Here is a 19,650-nt window from a genome sequence, read left to right as displayed (position 1 = left end):
AATGGTTCGTAGTGCAAATAACCATTGGTAATAAGATCCCCTGCTTGCCACTGTGCAACCCCTTGGGGACAATGCTGGCAACCAGAGGAGATCACCATGCTCAAGAAACTGTTCAGCGCCCTGTTCGGGGGCGAGCCGACCAAGGCGCCGGAAGTCACTCCCACCGAATATGCCGGCTATCTCATCTATCCGGAACCCATGGCGGAAGGGGGGCAGTACCGACTGGCAGGGCGCATCACCAAGGAGTTGGACGGCGTGCTGCAAACCCACCGTTTCATCCGCTCCGATCTGTTTGTTAATCCGGCCGATGCCGAGCGTTTCATGGTGCAGAAGGCTCACACCTTTATCGATCAGATGGGAGATCGCATGTTCGAGCCCCGCAAACCGGCTGACAGCCAAGCTTCATGACACAGCAAGAGGTCACCCTGCTGCGCGAGGCGCTGGCCCGCGCCGGCGAGCGGCGCCTGATCTGGCTGGAGGGGGAGGAGGCCGACTGCATTGCCCGCGCCCAATCCCTGCTCGGCGAGACGGTCTTCTGGCTGGGAGCCGGGCCCGAGTGCTATGCCCCGCAACCCGCCGCCAAGGCGCTGCAGCGGCTCGGTCAGGAGTGCGACACGCTGGTGTTCAACGCCTTCAGCGGCTTTAACCCCGACGCCTTCGGGGCGCTGGCGGGCACTTTGTGCGCCGGTGGCTTGCTGTTGCTGCTGACGCCGCCCAGAGTAGAGTGGCCTTCATGGCCGGATCCTGACCGGATCCGGCTGGTGGCGCAGCCGGAGGAGGCCGGTCGGGCCGGTCACGGCTTTATCGCCCGGCTGGTGCGGTTGCTGGCGGGGGAGCCTGCCCTCTCTCTGGAGCCGCCGGTTTGCTCGCAGCCGTGGCAACCGATTGGGCCCGAGCGCAGGCTGAGCAGCGATCAGGCACGGGCACTGCCCGCCATCCACAAGGTGTTGCAGGGCCATCGCCGCCGTCCGCTGGTGCTGAGCGCCGACCGCGGCCGTGGCAAGAGTGCGCTGCTGGGGCTGGCTGCCGCCGAGCTGCTGCGCCAGCAACCCTCGCTGAACATAGTGGTGACGGCCCCCTCGCAGGCGACGGTAGCGACCCTGTTTGCCCACGCCGCTTGCGGGCTCGATTGCACGCCGGAACAGCTGACAGGGCTGAGCTACTGCTCGCCGGATCGGCTGGTACACGAGGCGATGAATCCCGATCTGCTGCTGGTGGATGAAGCGGCCGCCATTCCGACCCCGCTGCTCGAGGCCATGCTGGCCCGCCACAGTCGCATCGTGTTTGCCACCACCGAGCACGGTTACGAGGGGACGGGGCGCGGTTTTCACCTGCGCTTCAAACGGGTGCTCGATAGCCAGACCCCGGAGTGGCAGGAGATCCGCCTCTCTGAACCCATTCGCTGGAGTAAGCGCGACCCGCTGGAGCCGCTGATTTTCCGCCTGCTCGGCCTCAATGCCGAAGTGGCAACTCCCTTGCCGCCGACCAGCCCGAGCTGGCGTCTGGTCAGTCAAGAGGCGCTGGCGAGCGATGAGACGTTGCTCAACCAGCTGTTCGGCTTGCTGGTGCTGGCCCACTACCAGACTACGCCGAGTGATCTCAGGTCCCTGCTGGAGAGCCCGGATCTCGACATCCATCTGCTGGAGCAGGATGCGAGCCTGCTGGGAGTGGCCTTGGTGGTGCGGGAAGGGGGAATAGAACCCGAGCTGGCCGAAGCGATCTGGGCCGGTCGCCGCCGTCCGCGCGGCCATCTGCTGCCCCAGTCGTTGCTGGCCCACGCCGGTTTCAAAACGGCGGGGGGGCGCAGCTACGCCCGGGTGATGCGTATCGCCATCCATCCCGAGCTGCACCGCCACGGACTGGGTTCGCTGCTGCTTGGCAGGCTTGAAGAACATTATCGTCAGGCGGGGATCGATTACCTCGGTTCTGCCTTTTCGGCTAGCGCCGACCTGCTCCCTTTCTGGCGCAAGGCCGGGCTGGAGGTACTGCGCATCGGCCTGCAGCGGGATGCCGCCAGCGGCTGCCACGCAGCCCTGCTGCTAAAGGCGCTGAAACCCGAACATGAGCCCGAGCTGGCCGGGTGGCAGCAGCGTTTCGTACGCCAGTTGCCAACCTTGCTGGCAGGCGAGCTGAAAGGATTGGAGCCCGAGCTGGTATGGCAATGTCTGCAAGGCAGCACCGTCACCGCGGCTGAGCTTGACGAGTTCGAGCGCGATGAGGTTGGGTGCTTTGCCCTGCATCACAAGCCGTTTGAACTGAGCCAATCCAGCCTGCAGTTGTGGTTGGCGCGCCATCTGGCTGTGCTGGGTTCACTGACTCCTGAAGAGCGTTATCTGCTGATCGCAGCTATCTGGCAATATGCCGACTGGGGAAGACTGGCTGCGAGGTTGCAGCTGGCGGGCAAGCCCGCAGTGATCAAGAGTTTGCGGGCGCTGCTGGCGCGTCTCTTGAGTTCCTCTACCACTCGATAGGTTTGCCCTGCCAGTCGAGAAAGCTCAGTTCGCCATCCGGTTGCAGCCGGTTCATCAGGTTAATCAGATGGTCGGCTACCAGCTCGGGACTCTGCACATTTCCTGGCGGTACATTGGCGTGAAACGGGCGGGAGAGTGGGGTATCCACTGTGCCGGGATGGAAGGCCAGCAATTTGACGCCTGGGGCCCGCCGGGCCAGCTCGATGGCGGCACACCTGAGCAGCATGTTGAGGGCGGCCTTGGATGCACGATAGCCATACCAGCCGCCCGCTCGGTTGTCGCCAATGCTGCCGACCCGGGCACTGAGAACGGCCAGAGTGCAAGGCTCGCGGCCAAACAGCGGTAACAGCTGGCTGATCCAGCGCAGCGGCAGCAGGGCGTTGGTCTGGTAGAGACGGGTCATGGCATCGAGATTGATTGCTTCGAGCCGCTTCTCTGGCTGGATCTCCCCCTGATGCAGGATGCCGTTGCAGATCACCACCCTGTGCGGTCTCGGTGCCAACTCCGCGATGCGGGCTACCGCAGTTGCCATCTGCTCATCGCTGTAATCGCAACATAGCCAGTGCAGGGCTGGCGAAGAGGCTCCTGCTGGTGCGGGCTGGCGGCTGATGGCAATCACTGGCCCGACACCCGCCGCCAACCAGTGTGTCACCAGAGCCGCCCCGATACCGCCAGAAGCGCCAATCACGACGATGCCTTCACTCATCTCAGGCTCCTTGTGAGTACATGATGGATTTCACCATCCGCCAATGTTGTCCTGATTGGCAGATACGATCCCGCCAGCCTGCGGGATCAAGCGGTTAAGGCTGCAATCTTGCCGAGATCCGAGCCGCTGGGTGAAATCCATTCCTATACTGAGGGAAAACCGCAGCGGTCTGCTGCCCGCGCAACCAGAATGAGAGTCACCATGATGTCCAAAGATGGGGAAGAGCGTAAATCTATCCTGACCGAAAGTGGCACTAACGAGCTTGAGATCATCGAGTTTCACCTCAAGAAGCAGCTACCGGATGGCCGTGAAAAAACCGCTTATTACGGGATCAACGTCGCCAAGGTACGCGAGGTGATCCGGGTGCCGGAAACCACAGATTATCCCAATGCCCAGCGCCATATGGTGGGGGTATTCTCCCTGCGGGATCGGCTGATCCCGCTGGTGGATCTGGCGGGCTGGCTCGGCATCAAGACCAACCCGGACCCCAGCCACAAGGTGGTGATCGTCACTGACTTCAACAAGATGGCCAACGGTTTTCTGATCGATAGCGTCAGCAGGATCCACCGGGTCTCCTGGGAGGATGTGGAGTCCCCCAGCCAGTTTCTGGAGGCGGGGGAGAACGACTGCGTGGTGGCAGTGGTCAGGCGCGATGGCAACCTCATCATGATCCTCGATTTCGAGAAGATCATCGCCGATATCAACCCCGAGCTCAGCATGGAGAAGTACGACGTCACCCAGGATCGCAAGGTGCTCATCGACGATCGCATGATGGCGCTGCGCCAGGGCAAAACCATTCTGGTGGTGGACGACTCGGCCTTTATCCGCAAGATGATCGAGACCACCCTGCGCACAGCTGGCTACAACGTGATCACGGCCAAGGACGGGGGAGAGGGGCTGGAGATGATGACGGATTTCGATCGTCTGGCCCAGGAGGAGAGAATGCCGGTGACCGGCTTCGTCAATGCGGTGATCACCGATGTGGAGATGCCGCGCATGGATGGCATGCACCTGCTCAAGCGAGTGCGGGATACCCCCTCCTACAAGGAGATGCCCATCGTGATGTTCTCCTCCCTGATGAGCGATGACAACCGCCAGAAAGCCCTGCAACTGGGGGCCAACGATACCATCACCAAGCCCGAGATAGGGCGCATGGTGGGGATGATGGATCACATGCTGCTTGGAATTGCCCCGCCTTCGCCAGCCAACAACATCTGACCTGCCGTTAACTTCCAATTAGCCGGTCGAATTCACTGACCGGTGCCTCAAGCGGCCACTCCTTGCCAAGGAGTGGCCGCGCTGTTTTGGCTGTTTGCTGCGATCCCGACGCCCCTTGTCTCCCGGATATGATTCGTGTAATGATAATTATTATCATTTGTTGGTGTGAAGCATATGACAGCAACCTGGGTGAAGGGGTGGGTCGAGTCGACCGAAGGTGGCAGCAGCATGAGTCACTGGAAACAGCAGACCCGAGATGGCAACCGGCTGTTTGACTGCGGCGAGTATCATCAGGCGTTGGCTCATTATCAGCAGGCGCTCTGGCTGGCTCGTCAGCAGTTGGTGCAGTGGCATGACGCCGATGAGGCGGTGGCGGCGCTGGTGGTGGCTCACCACAATCTGGCGGATCTGCTGGTGGCCATGACTCTGCCCGATCGCGCCGCCGACCTGCTCTGCTATGTGCACGACTGCCTGTTGGCAACCTGTCACTCCCCCGCTTGCTCCTCTCGCCTGCGAGAGGCTGCTTTGCGCCATACCCGCACAACCCGTGCCGAGTTGCTGACGTTCGTACAGCGCCACGGCAGCCACACCGGGATCATGCGTTCGCTCGGTCACTGCCTGTGTCAGAGCGAGCCCTCATCCCGGCTCCATTAATCCGAACAGAGGTCATCATGAGCCATACCCTGCCTGCCCTGAACTATTCCTACGACGCACTGGAACCCCATATCGATGCACTGACCATGGAGATCCACCACAGCCGTCATCACCAGACCTATATCAACAACCTCAACGCCGCGCTGGAAGCCGCGCCCGAGTTGGCCGCAATGCCGGTTGAGGATCTGCTGCGCCGCTTCGACACCCTGCCAACCGCCCTGCAGGGGGCGGTCCGCAACCATGGTGGCGGCCATGCCAACCACTCCCTGTTCTGGCTGGTGATGAGCCCGCAGGGGGGCGGTGAGCCGGGTGGTGAGCTGGCTCTGGCCATCGAGCGGGAATTGGGGGGATTCAATGCCTTCAAGCAGGCTTTCACTCAGGCGGCTTTGAGCCGCTTTGGCAGTGGCTGGGCCTGGTTGGTGGTGGACAAGGCAGGCAGATTGCAGGTGGAGAGCAGTGCCAATCAGGATAGTCCCCTGATGCATGGCCATACCCCGATCCTGGGGCTGGATGTGTGGGAGCACGCCTACTATCTCAAGTACCAGAACAAGCGTCCTGACTATATCGCTGCCTTCTATCAGGTGGTGGATTGGGCCGAAGTGGCCCGCCGTTATCAAGCGGCTAGAGGCTGACTTGGTCGCTGGGAATGGGTGTACAGGCTCACCGCCACAACCCGCGCTGTAATACCAAGACCCGCCAGTTGGCGGGTCGTCTGTTTATGGTGTGGCGGTGCTCGGCTCAGCCGCCGCTGCGGATACAGCAGGAGTGACTTGTTCAGTCACGGCCGAGGAAGATGGAGTTGCCGACTCGGTGGCAACCGCGGCAGAGACTTCCGCTGGCTTGGCCTCATCCACCGCCGGTTTGGGCTGTTTTAGGCAGGGTTGCAGGCTGCCGATAGTGCTCAGTGACTGGCAAGGCACAGGCAGACCGATGGGGACCGGAGCCCCGAGGAACTTGGGCCCCTTGTCCAGTACATAGAGGTCGAGCAACCCCATCAGGCGGGCAAAGACTTCCCGCACCCGGGTGCGGATCCCCTGATAGGCGCTGGGGTCCTCGGCATTGAAGCCGACCGCATCGATACCGAAATGGCGGGCGATGAAAATGGCCCGCTCGTTATGAAAGCCCTGGGAGACCACGGTAAAGCGCTCCTGGCCGAACACCTCCTTGGCGCGAACCACTGAGTCGAGGGTGCGGAATCCGGCGAAATCCATATAGATGGCGGAGGCGGGGATGCCCGCCTTGATCAGGGCGCGGCGCATCTGGCGTGGCTCGTTGTACTGCACTGTGGCGTTGTCACCGGAGACGATGATGAAGTCCACCTTGGCATTGTTGTAGAGCTCGGCCGCCGCCTTGATACGGTATTTGAAGTAGTGGTTGGGGCCGCCACCGGAGAGATATTTGGAGGTCCCCAGCACCACCGCAACCCGGTTGTAGGGCACCTTGTCTACCTGATCGTAGGTGTAGTGACGGGCATCCGAGACGATCCACTCGCTGTAGCCCAGCAGCATGGCAATCAGGGCCAGCAGCAAAACGAGGCAGGCGAGGAGGATCTTGGCAAACTTCTTCATGCGCGGTGCGGTCAGGGTCTGAAGTTGGGAGTGGCTATCGGCATTCTATTACAACTCGGCCGCTGGCGTCAGGCTTGATAACGGGCGGGCACCTCATTCGGGCAGAGGTTGTCGCAGCAGAGGCCGGGAGAGCGGGAGGATAAAGAGAGGGGCTGCGGTGGCAGCCCCTCTGTTGGGTGAAGGTCTATCAGTGGGCGGAGTCGTTACCCTTGCAGGCGTCTGACTCCTTGTTGGCTTGCCACCAGGGCAGCAGATCCCGGGCGAGCCACGCCTGATAGGCGTCGCTGTCGTTGGCGATCAGGCGGTCCAACTCCCCTTCGAAGTCGCTCATCGCCTGCTGTCGATCCGGATTGCGCAGCGCCTGTGCCAGCGCCAGCCAGCTGGCGCCGCGACCGGTATCATTGAGGAAACGGTGCACGGTATAGGACCAGGAGTAGACCATCTCGCCACCCTGGTCGTAGTCAAGGTGGAGGATAGCCGCCAGTGTCGGACGCTGTTTGGCGGGGCGGTTTGCTACGTTATCCAGACCCCGGGCAAAGCACTGGCCGTGGGCGATGTACTCTGCAATCCCCTCTGCCCACCAAGTGGTGCGGTTGAGCGGATAGTGGCCGAAGCTGCCGTACTGGTTGAAGCGGCCGTCGAGATAGTGAACGTACTCGTGGCGCAGGTTCCACACCTGGAAAGCGGGGCGTTTCCACTCTGCCTCATAGGCGAAGAAGCGGGCCTGATTGCCGGGGCGAGCCGGATCCCCCTCGATATAGATGCCGCCATTGTCGGTGGATACGCCAAACAGCGCGCTGCCGTAGCGGCCCCAGTCGGCGGAGGAGTTGAAGATCACCAGCTCCAGCGCTTCGTTGTGATCATCGGCTACCGGTTGCCAGCCAGTCTCCATCTGCTGGTGGAAGCGCTGCTCTTCATCACCCAGCTCGCGGCAGATCCCTTCGGCCTGAGCCAAGGTCAGATCCTGGGCGCGCAGACGCAGGGTGGGCGAGCAGGTGTGCTCGAACGGCAGAATATCTTCCATGCGGATCGGTGTGCAAAGCCCGGTAAACTCGCCGCTGACACAAGCCTCGCTGGTGCGATCCGTGTAGGTGAGGTAGTAGCTGGAGAGAGTCAGGGAGACCTCTTCCAGCATGGCAGCCGGATGCTGTCCGCCCGGGATCAGCCCTTGCTGGCGCATGATGGCGATCACATCGCGATCCAGCTGTTGGCGATAGGCGATCGCCTTATCCGGGCTGGTGTGATGGAGGTAGCGCATCATCTGGTAGAGGCGGCTATGGGCATCGAGGATGTTGTTGAAGATAAACAGATCCCGTGAGCCATCGCGCTGTTTCCAGAGGGCCAGCTCGCTCAGGCCCAGTTGCAGCAGGCTCTGGCGCAATGCCGCTTCCTGTTGCAGCACAGCTGCGCTGAAGTCTGCCTGCTGACCGTAAGAGGCGCTCTGATCGACCAGATTGAGCAGCTCGAACAGGCCATCGGCCCAGGGTTTGTGGCCATTGATCTGTGCCGCATGTTGCACCGCATAGCCGAGCACCTGGTTGAGCTGGGCCAGCATGGGGGCGGCACTCTGGCGGAAGGCGGCTTGCCCAAGTTGTCCCTGCGCTGCCACGCTCCAGGCTTCCAGCACTGTGCCAGCCTGATCCTGCGGTTCAGCTCCCAGCAGCAATGGGTGGTTGAGCAGATCAATCATTACCCCGGCCAGTGCCCGGGCAGCCTGATCACTCTCTTTGCCAACGCCGCCGTGGTAGTTGTGGGCGCGCACATAGTAGAGCAGCTTGTCCATTGCCGGATGGGTCGGCTGGTTGGCCGCCAGCAGAGCACGCATGCCGCGCACCACCGCCATCAGCTTGGCGTCATCGTGGCCGTAATCCGCCTGCCAGGCAGGACTGTTCTGGCCGCTCACGTCGGCTACCAGTTTGGCGGCATCGCTGTCGAGCAGATCCACATCGGGCTGCTCGGGCTCGGAGCAGAGACGACCGTTGGCGCGGCGGCACTCCAGCTGCTCCTCCTTGCTGGCCAGCACGATGGGGCGATTGAGCACCCGGCTCTCCTGCCACTCTTTGCTCTCTGGCAGGGGTTGCCACTCGCCGCCAGCGACCGGGTATTGGTAGCCGTTATCCTGCAGCGTCACCTGAACCTCGCTGCCAGCGGGGATCACCTGACGGCAGATGCGATAGCGGATGGTGTTGCTCCCCTCCTTGCGCTCCTGCGGCTCATCACACTCCTGCTGAGGCGTGAGCTGATCCAGCTGCCACTGATAGCGGCGCCAGACATGGATCTCGCTGACCTGAGCGGCAGCCTGACTGCCTGCCACCGGCTGCAGGCGGAAGAAGATCTGCTCCAACCGGCCATCCCGCTCACTCGGGGTCTCTTCAAGTACCTGCAACTGCTGCCAATCCTGCGGCTGATAGTGCCACTCCGACTCTGCGCAGCGGCCTTGTGCGTTGAGTTCGCAGCGATCCAGCTCCCTTTCGCTCTGACCCAGGATGATGGCTTGTGGCAGTGGCAGACGATCCTGCCGCTGGGCGGTCGGCGTGCCCGCCAGCTGCTCCCAGCGACCCTGCTTGAGGCCATAACCAAAGTCATAACTGCTGGCGGGAATGAGCTTGCCCGCCGGAATCCGATCTTCACAGCGCACGAAGCGGATCTGCCAGCCCGCATCTACCTTGAGCTGCGGCTCGCCACACTGCTGTTCGGCCAGTGCAGCGAGATCGCTGCTCTGCCAGTCGAAGCGACGGTAGACCCTGAGCTGCTGATAGGGGGCGTTGCTGCTGCGCGCCTTGAGCTCGTAAGTGATCTCGGTGATGCGAGCGGCCAGTTGCCGGCTCGATTCGCCAGTCAGCTGATACTGTCGCCAGTCATTGGGGGAGTAGTTGGCTTGCGCCGAGGATGTAGCCAAAAGCAGGGGGCCTGCCAGCAGCAGCCACCCGGTACCTGAACGGTTCATTTTTATCCCTTTGTTCTTGTTTGTGTATTGTCTTGCGAGTAATCGCAAGGCAATTTAAACAGTTCCAAAGGGATATCAATTGCCAATTAAAAATCAGATAAATCAATAAGATGGTGACTTTTTGAGTCTGATCGAATTATCGTGGGTTGGTGCCGCAGTAAGGACTCACATGTTTCTTTTTTGTTTTCAAAGAAGATCGGTAAATTGTGAGTCCGATCTCATTCAGCTTGTCGTGCCCGAGTGGTTTGTTGTCGGGCTACCTTGCCCAGCAGTTGGCGGGAGGGTTTGAGATTGCCGCCAAGGTCGGGCCAGGGGAGCCAGTGGTCGGGCACCATAAAGCCGGGCAGGGCGCTACGGATCCAGGCTGCCAGTTCGGAGTCGGGAACCGGCTCGCCGTGCCAGTCGATAAAGGCGGCGGGGCGTTGCCCCCACTCGTCGCTCGGTACCGGCACCACCAGCGCCTGGGCGACAGAGGGATGATCTACCAGTCGCTGCTCGATGGTTTCGGGCTGGATGTTTTCGCCACCCGAGATAAAGAGGTTATCGAGCCGTCCCTCTACCAGCAGTTCCCCTGCCGTAGTGAACCTTCCCTTGTCGCGGGTATGAAACCAGCCCTCGTCATCGAGGGGTCGTTCCAGCTCGCCATCTCGGTAGTAACCGGCGAACAGGGTGGTGCCGCGCACGCAGATCTCCTGCTCCCGGATGCACACCTCCCGTCCCGGTAGCGGTTTGCCAACTACGCCAGCATCGCCGGGGATAGCGGTGCAGACCTGACTGCCCATCTCGGAGAGACCATAGCTCGCCTTGGGTTCGAGCCCCATGGCGCAGAGGCGACTTACCAGCGGCTGCGGGATGGCGGCGCCACCGAGCAGCAATTCGCGCAGGCGGGTACGGGCGGGATCAAAACCCTCTGCCAGCAGGCGCCAGAGCTGGGTCGGCACCAGCGAGAGATGGGTAATGGGTTGCTGTTCAAGCCGCGCCTTGAGCGGCTGACTGCGATCGTCCAGCACCAGCGTGGCGCCCGCCAGAAAGACCCGAAACAGGATGGCGTAGCCGCCGACATGGAACAGCGGCAGGGAGAGCAGCCAGCCGCAGGCATCATCGAGGGGAATGAGGGTGGCAGAGCCGCGCGCCGAGGCAAGGTGGTTGCAGAGCCGGTGCACCACAGCTTTCGGCGTACCGCTGGAGCCGGAGGTGAGGATCATATTGTTGAGTTGGGTCGATTCCAGCGGCCACGCTTCCTCTCTTGCCGGCAGTTCGCGTGTGAAGTCGAGCTGCAAGGGCTGCCAGTTGCCTGCCGGGATCTCCCCTGCCGACCAGAAGGCATCGGCATCGAGTTGCACCGCCAGCTCACGCTGCTTTTCGAGAGGAAAGGCGGGATTGAGCGGGCAGAACACCACGCCGCTGCGCACGCAGGCCCACGCCAGCAGCACATCTTCCAGCGCACCGCGCACCACTGCTGTCAGATGATCGCCACGACGCACTCCGGCTTTTTCCAGCTGTTGGCACAGGCTGTTGAGGCGGGCATCGAGTTTGCGGTAACTGAGAGGCGAGGCGGTGTGGATGGCAATGCGGTTCGGGGCTGAGATTGCCCGGTGGCGTACCGGGCAAGGTGTCTGTTCGGGTGAACGGGAGGGGTCAATCACGGTAATACAGTTGCTCCAGTCGACTCAGATCCGGTTTGCCATCTTTCCCCAGCAGGTTGCCTGCCATCCAGCGGCGGGTATCCAGACCCGGCGCCTGTTCGGGAGCCCATTCGCCAGCCAGATGAAACAGCTGGTTCAGGCCCAGATCCGATTCGAAGCAGGAGGAGATGATCACCTTGAGCCGCAGTTCGCGGGCGCGGGCGATCAGCGCTTCGCAGTTGGCGAGTGAACCGAGCAGGGTAGGCTTGAGCACCAGCGCGCGCAGTTGCGGGATCGGCTCCCACGGCTTGCCTTGTGCCAGCAGTTCGTCCAGCGCCACCGGCATGCCGGTGCGGTTGGCGACAAAGGCGATGTCGGCAAAGTCGGCGCAGGGGTCTTCCAGATACTCGATGCGATTCGGGTCGAGGTGGCCGCAGAAGGTCCAGGCCTCCTCGCGGGTCCAGCCCTGGTTGGCGTCCAGCACCAGCTTGAGGGAGGGGAGGCGGTCGCACAGCAGGCGGATCAGCGCCAGCTCGTCACGCATCGGGTAGCGTGCCACCTTCAGCTTGGCCTTGCCGGGCGTGCGGTGCAGCCACTCTTTCCAGTTGCGCAGCAGCTCCTGGGGGGAGCCTTGAATGAGGGGATAGGGCTCCGGCAGCGGGTTGCGCTGCTCGGGCCATGTCCGGCGTGCGCAGTCGAGGCCAAATTGCACCGACGGCAGCACGGGGTTCGGGGTGTCGCCAGCGGCCAGGGCTGCCAGCGTGGCAAGGGCTTCTGCCTCTGCCTGTTGCAGGCTCTCTTTCGAGAAGCCGGGCAGGGGGGCGATTTCCCCCCAGCCGTCGTTGATGCGCACCAACAGCCCCTCTCGCGCCACCTCCACCTTGCCGTGAAAGGTCAGTGGCTGGGTAAAAGGCAGTTGATAGCGATACAGGGCTAGTGTCATCAGGGGTTCCGCTTGTATTTGGAGAAGTCGGGGCGACGCTTTTCGTTGAAGGCGTTGCGGCCTTCCTGACCCTCTTCGGTCATGTAGAACAGCATGGTGGCATTGCCCGCCAGCTCCTGCAAGCCCGCCTGACCATCACAGTCAGCGTTGAGGGCGGCTTTCAGGCAACGCAGCGCCATCGGGCTGTTTTGCAGCATTTCGCGGCACCAACGCACGGTTTCGCGCTCCAGTTCTGCCAGTGGCACAACGGTGTTGACCAGACCCATGTCGAGGGCTTGCTGGGCATCGTACATGCGGCAGAGGAACCAGATTTCGCGGGCCTTCTTCTGGCCGACGATACGAGCCATGTAGGAAGCACCCCAACCGCCGTCGAAGGAGCCTACTTTCGGGCCGGTCTGGCCAAACTGGGCGTTGTCGGCGGCGATGGTCAGGTCACACATCATGTGCAGCACGTGGCCGCCACCGACCGCGTAACCGGCCACCATGGCAACCACAGGTTTCGGGCAGGTGCGGATGTCGCGCTGGAAGTCGAGCACGTTGAGGTGGTGAGTCCCCTCGTCATCGCGGTATCCACCGTAGTCGCCACGGATCTTCTGGTCGCCGCCGGCGCAGAAGGCTTTCTCGCCAAAACCGGTCAGGATGATAGTGCCGATCTGATCGTCATAACGGGCATCGGCCAGCGCCTGCAGCATCTCTTTGACGGTGCGGGGGCGGAAGGCGTTGCGCACCTGGGGACGGTTGATGGTGATCTTGGCAATGCCATCGTTGGACTTGTGATAGAGGATGTCCTCGTAACCGGCGGAGCAATCTTGCCATTCAACAGGTGCATACAGTTCAGCTTCCGTCATTGCTTCAATCATGACTCGTCTCTTCTTGTTGGTTGACCCACTCCGCGAGGAGTCGGGCAAAGTTATCAGGCTGATGGGCATGCAGATTATGGCCGCCATCCAGCACCAAGTGGTTGATTCTGCGATCCTGGTTCGCCAGCTGGCAAGCCAGCTGATGGAATTTGTGATCCCGCTTGCCACTCACATAAGTAACCGGCAGCTGGCTCGCCATGAGCCAGGGGGCGAGATCCGGCTGCTTGCCGAGCGAAGTGGCGCGCAGCATGGTGGCGATGCCCAGGCCGTCGTTGCCAAGGCGGTGGGCGATCTGGCGGGCCCGGGCCGCGTCGTCGAGATCGGCAAACACCCCTTGCCGGTACCAGTCTGCCAGCACGTCAGCCAGGGGTTCCTGCTCAAAGCGCCGCGCCCACTGTTCATCGTGCTGGATGCGGGCGGCCCGTTCACTGGCCGCTAACCCCGGGTGGCAGTTCTCCAGCAGCAGCCCCCGCAGCCCGGCGGGCTCGCGGCTGGCGTGATAGAGAGCCAGTCGCCCACCCAGCGAGTAACCCGCCAGCAGATAGCGTTCAATGTTGCGGCTGGCCAGCTCGGTGACCAGCCACTGGTGGCTCTGCTCAAAGTCGCTGACGTTGAGAGCGCTATGCTGACCATGACCCGGCAGATCGAGGGCGATGCAGTGGATGGCGGGCAGCCGGTCGATCACCGGTTGCCAGTCGCCGCTATCCCCCAGCAGGCCGTGCAGCAGCACCAGCGGCACATTGGCATCTTTATTTACCACGGATGGCGGCCCCCAGTGCCTTGAGATCATCGGCTACCTGCTCGCTCGGTACCCGGATCTCGATCAAGGTAACGCCATGTTGGAGGGCGGCGCGGTAATCGCGTTCGAACTCGGGCAGGGTGGTCGGCGCCCGATAGGCGAGGCCAAACATGGCGGCGGCATGTTCAAAGCTGAGGCCGTGGGGCAGCCGATAGTAGCTCTCCAGCAGCTCCCCTTCGGTGGGCACCGGCAACATACGAAAGATGCTGCCGCCATCGTTGTTGAGCAGGATCACCACCAGCGGTCGGCTCGCCTTGCTGAGCAGGGCGAGGCTATTGAGATCGTGCAGGGCGCTGAGATCCCCAAGCAGCAGGGTGGTGGGCTCATCACTGTCCTGCTCGATTGATTGGGCAAACCCGTAGGCGGTGGCGATCAGGCCATCGATGCCGGAGGCGCCGCGGTTGGTCATCACCCGACTCGGCCCCTTGCCCGTTTCGCCGAGCATATCCATCAGTCGGGCTGGCATGCTGTTGCCGACAAACAGTTGCCCTTCGATCAGGCGGTTGAGGCGATGGCAGACCCCAAGCTCGGAGAAGTGCTCGCAGGCGGCGGCGATTTGCTGGCTGGCGTTGTGTTGCCGCTCGGCCAATGTGTGCCAAGGGGCTTGTGTGGTGACCGGATGGGCCGCAGCAAAGGCGCTGGCACTGCAGAGCAGCCGGCTGCGCAGCCGGTAGTCGGGATCGAGCCGCGCCGGTTGCGGATCCACCAGCCAGTAATCCTGCCATGAATGGTGCTTGATGAACTGGCCAAGCCGCTTGGAGACAAGCCGCGCACCAAATTGCAGCAGTACCTCGGCACGGCCCAGCTCGGCGACGAATTCAGGGTCGTTGAGCGCCATATCCATGTGGATGAGGTTGCGGCTGTCGAAGCGGATCTGGCTCTGCAGATCCGCCAGCAGCGGCCAGCCGAGTTGCTCCGCCTGCGCGGCGGCGGTCTGTGCCTGCTTCGGGTCGGTAATGCGGCCTGCTACAACGATGCCGCGCTGTTGCCGAAAGGTTTCCCACTCCGCCTGAGGGGGGCAGCTCGGCGCGCTTTGCTGCCACGGGCTCCAGGGCTTGTGTGAGCCGAGCCAGTCACCAAGGGGGGCCAGATAGTCGGAGAAATCCTGATAGTGCTCGCCCGGGTAAAGGGGCTCGGGGTACATGCAGTTGAAGTGCACCACCCCGGGGGTGAGCGCCTGTTTGGCCAGCGCCTGATCCACCGAGCTCAGCACAAACGCCGCCGGAATGGTCGGGGTGGGGCTCGGCAGGTTCTGTTGATAGACGGGGTAGTGGCCGAAGATCCCCTGCTGGTCGATCGCCTGATTGGCACCGTTGTCGATAAGCTCGTGAGGGCGATCGGCGGAGAGAATAATCAGCGGCACGCCGGTGAGCTGGGCCTCCGCCACGGCAGGCCAGAGGTTGGCCACCGCAGTACCCGAGGTCATGATCACCGCCACCGGCCGGTTGCTCCCCTTGGCCAGCCCCAGCGCCATAAAGCCGAGACCTCGCTCATCAAAGTGCAGGTGACGGCGAAAGCCCTGATGGGCGGCCGCCGCCATGGTCAGCGGCGCGGAGCGGGAGCCGGGGGCCAGCGCGATGTCGCGCACCCCGAGGCGAAAGAGCTCCTCCAGCAAGAGGGAGGACCAGACGTGATTGAAGGTGGCGTGCTGGCTCGAAAACGGGGGGCAGGCAAACTCTTCGCTGGCAGGCTCTTTACGGGTGGGCATAGGGGCTCTCGTAGCGTGAAAAGGGTGAATGACTATCCCAGCAGGGAGAGCACATTGGCGATCTTGTTGTCGAGCTCGGCCCACTCTGCGACAGGCTCGGAACCGGCGACAATGCCGGCACCGGCAAACAGGGTGACGCTGCCCGGCTGAATGCGGGCGCTGCGAATGGCGACCGAGAACTCGGAGGTCTCCCGGCTCAGCATGCCGCAGGCACCGGCGTACCAGCCCCGATCGTAGGGCTCGAATTCGCGGATAAAGGCGAGCGCCGCCTCGCGCGGGGCACCACCCACCGCCGGCGTCGGGTGGAGGGCGTCGAGCAACTGCCAGTCGCAGACGCCGGGCTTGAGCTCGGCTTCGATATCGCACTTGAGGTGTTGCAGCAGCCGCAGTTTGAGAATGCGCGGCTCGGTCAGGGTGGCATCGTGGGTCAGTGGTGCCAGACGGCTCAGGATGTCGGCGTGTACCAGCCGGTTCTCCAGCCGGTTCTTGCTGTCGGCCAGCAGCTCGGCGGCCAGTTGGGCATCCACCTCTTCATCGCCGGAGCGGCGAATGGTGCCCGCCAGCGCCTCGGTAAAGAGGTGGCGATCTTCCCGGCGGTAGAGCCGCTCGGGGGAGCAGGCGATAAAGGCCTGCTCGGGGGAGAATTGAAAACCGAAGTGGAAGCAGTCCTGGGCGTGGCGGGCCCACTGGTCGAGCATGGCCCAGGGATTGATGTCTGCATCATGGTTCGGACTGGTCAGCACGCTCTCCCGCGACAGCACCACCTTGGGAGTGTGGGCCTGAAAATCGGAGGCGGTGACGCGCTCTACCAGCGTCTGCCACTGGGCGGCGCCGGGGCAATCATGTCGCTGCCACAGCTGCTTTTGCAGGGCGGGCAGCGGGGCTTCCGGGCGCAGGGCATCGAGGGCGGCGTCGGCCGCCTGCAGTTCGGCCTCGAGATTGTTTTCATCCAGCCAGAGGTTGAGGCAGAGACTGACGCACTCACCACGGCGCACCAGCTCGATGCGGGGCAGCACGAAACGGCAGGGGCCAAACCCTTGCCAGCCGGACTGAGCCGGATCAAACGCCAGTCCGCCATAGTAGCGAGGGCTGTCGTCATGATGCTGGTTGGCTGTGTTAGTGCACACCTGCTTGATGGCGTGCGGTTCGGTCAGTTCATGGATGGCGCCCAGCGCGACATACTCGGGACGAGCTTCTCCACGGGCCTGCCAGTAGATGCGGGGATAGAGGGTTTGCGCCGCGAGCCAGCCCAGAAAGGAGCGGATTTCGATCGCCACTCGCAACCGTACGAAGCCGCTGACGTTGCTGTGACGCAGGGCGTCCAGTTGTTGCTTGATATGGGTCTGAGCCAACATGGATTCTTGTCTGAGCCGGGTAGTAACGAGCGATCCGGTAGCTGGATGCCGTAGGTTTATGCCAAAGGGCGATGATTTCCTATATATTATCTGCCCATTCGTCCATGTAAATCGCCCGCGGGAGCTTCACTCTCCGGGGCCAAGTATACCCAAATCCGGTTCGATAACCCTTAACACGATCAATATCCGATTGTTTGGCCATCACAAAATGACAAATACCTTCTCTGTTTGGTTGCTGGCGGCGCGTTTGCGAACACTGCCGCTCGCCTGCTCTTCCATCCTGCTGGGCTCGGGGCTGGCTGCCAGTCGTGGTGCCTTCGATGGCACCATCATGGCGCTCTCCCTGTTGACCGCCATCTTGCTGCAGATCCTCTCCAATCTGGCCAACGATTACGGCGATGCGGTTTCCGGCGCCGACAACGGTGAGCGGATCGGCCCGCAGCGGGCGGTGGTCTCCGGCCTTATCACCAAAAAGCAGATGTGCGTGGCGATGGGGCTGACTGCGCTGGCGGCGGTGGCCAGTGGCCTGCTGCTGCTCGGCTGCGCCTTCGGCGGCCAGTGGCTGCAGATTTTGGCATTTGTGGTGCTGGGTGGCGCGGCCATCGTTGCGGCGGTGACCTACACGGTCGGCAAGACTCCTTACGGCTATCGCGGGTTTGGCGATATCTCGGTGTTCCTCTTCTTCGGCCTGCTGGGGGTGCTCGGCTCCTACTACCTCTTCACCAAGACGCTGGAGTGGGATCTGCTGCTACCCGCCACCGCCTGTGGCCTGCTGGCGACCGCCGTGCTCAATATCAACAATGTGCGCGACATCGAGACCGACGCCGCCAGCGGCAAGATCACCCTGGCAGTGCGCCTTGGCCGCAACCGCGCCATCGCTTATCACTGGGTACTGCTGGGGGCGGCGCTGCTGGTCACCATCGTCTTTATCCTGACCCAGCCCGCCAGCTTCTGGCCGTGGATCTTCCTGCCCGCCATGAAGCCTCTCAGCGATGCGGCCAAGACTCTTCGCGAAAGCTACGATGGCGAGGTGCTGACCGGTGCCCTCAAGAAGACCGCCATCAGCGCCTTTCTGTTCAGCCTGCTGCTCTCTATCGGGTTGGCGCTCTCCTGACGTGCTGGATGTAACCGCGATAAATGAAAAGGGCTCCCGAGATGGGAGCCCTTTTTGGTTTTGGCGGGTTTAGCTGGCTCGAGCCACTTTGAGCGTGCGGCGGGAGAATAGCAGAGTATCCAGCAGCCAGATGGCGACCATGGAGGCGCCCACCAGCGGGAAGGCGATCCCCAGCAGGATTAGCAGGGCGATGGCACCGCGCATCGGCGGCAATTTGGCGGGCAGTGGCGGCGCGGCGAGACGGCCCTGCGGGCGGCGGCACCACCAGATCCACAGACCGCTCACGGCGCTGGCCAGCACCATCAGGCAGATAAGCAGCATGGCCAGCTGATGGGGCCAGCCGTAGAGCTTGCCCATGTGCAGCATGACGCCGCTCTCCACCGTTTTGGCGACCGGGCCGTAATCCTGCCAGCGCACATCGGCCAGCACCTTGCCGCTGTATTGATCGATATGCAGGGTGGCGTCGTTGCGCGGATCATCGGCAAAGATCGCGATGGTATAGACACCGGTGGCGCCGACCGGCGGGGTAATGCTGTAACCCGGTTGGACTCCCCGCTCATGGGCGATCTCGACCACCCGTTGCAGCGCAATGTGCTGGCTCGCCATCACCACTCCCTCGTGCTCGCCGTGGTTCATGGCACCATGAGCGTGCGCTTCATCGATCGGCTGCGAGCTGGGCATAGGAGTGTTCTCCACCGCCCAGGGGACGGTCTGCTCATGTGCCTGATTCAGGGTGCGGGCCAGCGGTGCCGATTTGGGCACCTCGTTCCACATGGCGGCCGGGAAGCGGTTCCAGACCGCGGCAAACTGATCGCCCCAGAAACCGGTCCAGGTCATGCCGCTCAACAGCAACAGCAGCAGGAAACCAGCGCCCCAGAAGCCGACCACGGCGTGCAGATCCCGCCACCAAAGGCGTCCACGCTGGCTCACTCTGGGCCAGAGGATGCCGCCCACCCCGGGCCCCTTGCGTGGCCACCAGAGGTAGAGGCCGCTCAGCAGCAGGACCAGCCCCCAGCCTGCGGCCAGTTCGATCAGCCGATCCCCCGTGGTGCCGAGCAGCAGGTCGGCGTGCAGGGAGCGAGCCACCGCTTGCAGATTCCACTTGTTATCCATGGTGCCGAGCAGGGCGCCGCTGGCGGGATCCATAAACAGGGTCAGTTCCTGTTCACCCCGATTGATGATGAACTGAGCGCTCAGGTCGGGAGCGGCAGGCGGCAGATATTTACGCAGGCTGGCATCGGGCATGGTCATCATCGCCTTGGCCAGCAGTTGGTCGGCACTCAGGGTCTGGCTGGAGGGGGCGACCTTCATCAGCTCGGGGTACATCAGGTTGTCGAGCTGGGGTTTGAACAGATAGACGATCCCGGTCAGTGACAGCAGGATCAGGAAAGGGGCGACAAAGAGACCGGCGTAGAAGTGCCAGCGCCAGATCCGTTGGTAATGACTCAAGTCCCTGTTTTTCATTGCACATCCTTGTTGAGGCGCCAAACCTTTCGGCAGGTGGAATGTTTGTGGCGGCGCGGATAATAGCAGTAACGTTTCGTTAACTGCAATCGCACATCTTGAGATCGATTCAGTGCGGGATGTCGGTAACATGAGGTGCCGACGGTTTGCAGGATAGGATGATCACGCTTTGGGGAAAGCCTGTTTGTTGCTGGACTTTTCCTTATAAATTATTACCT

16 protein-coding genes are annotated in these 19,650 nt (G+C 62.4%); 6 read left to right on the top strand and 10 right to left on the bottom strand.

Features of this window, described 5'->3' with window-relative positions:
* The first annotated feature begins 96 nt into the window (after window positions 1-96).
* Together AB5Y84_RS09615 and AB5Y84_RS09610 are read left to right on the top strand one after the other, a co-directional pair.
* Window positions 97-408, top strand: coding sequence for an HlyU family transcriptional regulator (locus AB5Y84_RS09615; protein WP_005335963.1), 312 nt, complete (start codon window positions 97-99; stop codon window positions 406-408).
* Window positions 405-2,471, top strand: coding sequence for a tRNA(Met) cytidine acetyltransferase TmcA (locus AB5Y84_RS09610; RefSeq protein WP_368176839.1), 2,067 nt, complete (start codon window positions 405-407; stop codon window positions 2,469-2,471). Before AB5Y84_RS09615 ends, AB5Y84_RS09610 begins: the two co-directional genes overlap by 4 nt.
* Here AB5Y84_RS09610 and AB5Y84_RS09605 read toward each other — a convergent pair.
* Complete coding sequence (locus tag AB5Y84_RS09605) at window positions 2,458-3,177, bottom strand: SDR family NAD(P)-dependent oxidoreductase (RefSeq protein ID WP_368176838.1); 720 nt, start codon at window positions 3,175-3,177, stop codon at window positions 2,458-2,460. The genes AB5Y84_RS09610 and AB5Y84_RS09605 overlap by 14 nt on opposite strands.
* A gap of 201 nt (window positions 3,178-3,378) precedes the next feature.
* Here AB5Y84_RS09605 and AB5Y84_RS09600 point away from each other — a divergent pair, with 201 nt between their 5' ends.
* The 3 genes from AB5Y84_RS09600 to AB5Y84_RS09590 all read left to right on the top strand — a co-directional run bounded on the left by AB5Y84_RS09600 (window position 3,379) and on the right by AB5Y84_RS09590 (window position 5,681).
* Entirely contained in the window at window positions 3,379-4,395 is a 1,017-nt protein-coding gene (locus AB5Y84_RS09600; protein WP_368176837.1) for a chemotaxis protein CheV, read from the top strand.
* A gap of 174 nt (window positions 4,396-4,569) precedes the next feature.
* Window positions 4,570-5,049, top strand: a complete 480-nt coding sequence (locus AB5Y84_RS09595; RefSeq protein ID WP_368176836.1) for a hypothetical protein — start codon at window positions 4,570-4,572, stop codon at window positions 5,047-5,049.
* Between the two features lie 17 nt (window positions 5,050-5,066).
* Window positions 5,067-5,681 carry a superoxide dismutase gene (locus tag AB5Y84_RS09590; protein WP_368176835.1) on the top strand — a complete coding sequence of 205 codons (615 nt, stop codon included), beginning with the start codon at window positions 5,067-5,069 and terminating at the stop codon, window positions 5,679-5,681.
* Window positions 5,682-5,765: 84 nt separating this feature from the next.
* Here the strand turns inward: AB5Y84_RS09590 and AB5Y84_RS09585 are convergent, their stop codons facing one another.
* The 8 genes from AB5Y84_RS09585 to AB5Y84_RS09550 form a co-directional block, all read right to left on the bottom strand.
* Window positions 5,766-6,617, bottom strand: a complete 852-nt coding sequence (locus AB5Y84_RS09585; RefSeq protein WP_368176834.1) for a vancomycin high temperature exclusion protein — start codon at window positions 6,615-6,617, stop codon at window positions 5,766-5,768.
* 187 nt (window positions 6,618-6,804) lie between these two features.
* Entirely contained in the window at window positions 6,805-9,564 is a 2,760-nt protein-coding gene (locus tag AB5Y84_RS09580; RefSeq protein ID WP_279498762.1) for a collagenase, read from the bottom strand.
* A 218-nt stretch (window positions 9,565-9,782) separates the two neighbouring features.
* Window positions 9,783-11,210, bottom strand: coding sequence for an o-succinylbenzoate--CoA ligase (gene menE, locus AB5Y84_RS09575; RefSeq protein WP_368176833.1), 1,428 nt, complete (start codon window positions 11,208-11,210; stop codon window positions 9,783-9,785).
* Window positions 11,203-12,132: an o-succinylbenzoate synthase gene (gene menC / locus AB5Y84_RS09570; protein WP_368176832.1), complete on the bottom strand. Its 930-nt coding sequence runs from the start codon at window positions 12,130-12,132 to the stop codon at window positions 11,203-11,205. Before menC ends, menE begins: the two co-directional genes overlap by 8 nt.
* Window positions 12,132-12,980, bottom strand: coding sequence for a 1,4-dihydroxy-2-naphthoyl-CoA synthase (menB, locus tag AB5Y84_RS09565; RefSeq protein ID WP_197971580.1), 849 nt, complete (start codon window positions 12,978-12,980; stop codon window positions 12,132-12,134). The genes menC and menB overlap by 1 nt, the downstream gene beginning before the upstream one ends.
* Window positions 12,981-12,984: 4 nt before the next feature.
* On the bottom strand, window positions 12,985-13,782 hold the full coding sequence (gene menH / locus AB5Y84_RS09560; protein ID WP_368176831.1) for a 2-succinyl-6-hydroxy-2,4-cyclohexadiene-1-carboxylate synthase: 798 nt from the start codon (window positions 13,780-13,782) through the stop codon (window positions 12,985-12,987).
* Entirely contained in the window at window positions 13,742-15,499 is a 1,758-nt protein-coding gene (menD, locus tag AB5Y84_RS09555) for a 2-succinyl-5-enolpyruvyl-6-hydroxy-3-cyclohexene-1-carboxylic-acid synthase (protein WP_368176830.1), read from the bottom strand. The genes menH and menD overlap by 41 nt, the downstream gene beginning before the upstream one ends.
* A 32-nt stretch (window positions 15,500-15,531) precedes the next feature.
* Window positions 15,532-16,854 (bottom strand): isochorismate synthase MenF, encoded by a 1,323-nt coding sequence (locus AB5Y84_RS09550; protein ID WP_368176829.1) that lies wholly within the window; start codon window positions 16,852-16,854, stop codon window positions 15,532-15,534.
* A 208-nt stretch (window positions 16,855-17,062) separates the two neighbouring features.
* On the opposite strand from AB5Y84_RS09550, the gene AB5Y84_RS09545 reads away from it, so the two are divergent.
* The gene (locus AB5Y84_RS09545; protein WP_368176828.1) at window positions 17,063-17,968 is read left to right on the top strand and encodes a 1,4-dihydroxy-2-naphthoate polyprenyltransferase; all 906 of its coding nucleotides are present in this window, start codon (window positions 17,063-17,065) and stop codon (window positions 17,966-17,968) included.
* Between the two features lie 69 nt (window positions 17,969-18,037).
* On the opposite strand, the gene AB5Y84_RS09540 is transcribed toward AB5Y84_RS09545, so the two are convergent.
* A complete protein-coding gene (locus AB5Y84_RS09540) occupies window positions 18,038-19,432 on the bottom strand; it encodes a PepSY-associated TM helix domain-containing protein (RefSeq protein WP_368176827.1) in 1,395 nt (464 codons plus the stop codon).
* Between the last annotated feature and the right edge of the window lie 218 nt (window positions 19,433-19,650).

This window comes from Aeromonas sp. s11, from assembly GCF_040907945.1.
Lineage (GTDB): Bacteria > Pseudomonadota > Gammaproteobacteria > Enterobacterales > Aeromonadaceae > Aeromonas > Aeromonas veronii.
This window is presented reverse-complemented; position numbering and strand designations above follow the sequence as displayed.

Excerpts from the sequence above, each read along its gene's own strand:
- AB5Y84_RS09590 (WP_368176835.1), top strand. The coding sequence starts at position 5,067 with ATGAGCCATACCCTGCCTGCCCTGAACTATTCCTACGACGCACTGGAA.
- AB5Y84_RS09615 (WP_005335963.1), top strand. The coding sequence starts at position 97 with ATGCTCAAGAAACTGTTCAGCGCCCTGTTCGGGGGCGAGCCGACCAAG.
- AB5Y84_RS09595 (WP_368176836.1), top strand. The coding sequence starts at position 4,570 with ATGACAGCAACCTGGGTGAAGGGGTGGGTCGAGTCGACCGAAGGTGGC.
- AB5Y84_RS09610 (WP_368176839.1), top strand. The coding sequence starts at position 405 with ATGACACAGCAAGAGGTCACCCTGCTGCGCGAGGCGCTGGCCCGCGCC.
- AB5Y84_RS09585 (WP_368176834.1), bottom strand. The coding sequence starts at position 6,617 with ATGAAGAAGTTTGCCAAGATCCTCCTCGCCTGCCTCGTTTTGCTGCTG.
- AB5Y84_RS09580 (WP_279498762.1), bottom strand. The coding sequence starts at position 9,564 with ATGAACCGTTCAGGTACCGGGTGGCTGCTGCTGGCAGGCCCCCTGCTT.
- AB5Y84_RS09540 (WP_368176827.1), bottom strand. The coding sequence starts at position 19,432 with ATGAAAAACAGGGACTTGAGTCATTACCAACGGATCTGGCGCTGGCAC.
- AB5Y84_RS09605 (WP_368176838.1), bottom strand. The coding sequence starts at position 3,177 with ATGAGTGAAGGCATCGTCGTGATTGGCGCTTCTGGCGGTATCGGGGCG.
- menB (WP_197971580.1), bottom strand. The coding sequence starts at position 12,980 with ATGACGGAAGCTGAACTGTATGCACCTGTTGAATGGCAAGATTGCTCC.
- AB5Y84_RS09545 (WP_368176828.1), top strand. The coding sequence starts at position 17,063 with ATGACAAATACCTTCTCTGTTTGGTTGCTGGCGGCGCGTTTGCGAACA.
- AB5Y84_RS09600 (WP_368176837.1), top strand. The coding sequence starts at position 3,379 with ATGATGTCCAAAGATGGGGAAGAGCGTAAATCTATCCTGACCGAAAGT.
- menD (WP_368176830.1), bottom strand. The coding sequence starts at position 15,499 with ATGCCCACCCGTAAAGAGCCTGCCAGCGAAGAGTTTGCCTGCCCCCCG.
- menC (WP_368176832.1), bottom strand. The coding sequence starts at position 12,132 with ATGACACTAGCCCTGTATCGCTATCAACTGCCTTTTACCCAGCCACTG.
- menH (WP_368176831.1), bottom strand. The coding sequence starts at position 13,782 with ATGATCTCAAGGCACTGGGGGCCGCCATCCGTGGTAAATAAAGATGCC.
- AB5Y84_RS09550 (WP_368176829.1), bottom strand. The coding sequence starts at position 16,854 with ATGTTGGCTCAGACCCATATCAAGCAACAACTGGACGCCCTGCGTCAC.